General features: G+C 68.0%; 1 protein-coding gene. It reads right to left on the bottom strand.

The annotated features are described in order from the left end of the window. Window positions 1-259, bottom strand: a 259-nt coding sequence (locus SB771_RS35445; RefSeq protein ID WP_410722096.1) for a hypothetical protein, incomplete at both ends; no start/stop codon positions are given.

The raw sequence follows: 259 nt of genomic DNA, 5'->3' as shown, positions 1-259 counted from the left end.
CTTCATGACCCGCCGCCGACAGAATGCGCCGCATGTAGTCACGCAGATCGGCGTTGTCGTCGACGACGAGCAGCTTGCCCGTCGCTTCGCCCGTCATCCCGGTAGATGGCGTATCGCTGGTGCCGGGCAGCATGCTCAGGTCGTCGGCACTGGCGGCCGTGTATGCATTGGGCAGCCAGCGCAGCGCCGCGTCGGCGTAGCTATGCGCGTTCGCGCTCGTCGTTGCGCGCGCGCCGTCGCTCGACGCAGGGTCCATCGA

The sequence above is a fragment of the Burkholderia sp. SIMBA_051 genome, from assembly GCF_046534915.1.
GTDB classification, from domain to species: domain Bacteria; phylum Pseudomonadota; class Gammaproteobacteria; order Burkholderiales; family Burkholderiaceae; genus Burkholderia; species Burkholderia ambifaria.
This window is presented reverse-complemented; position numbering and strand designations above follow the sequence as displayed.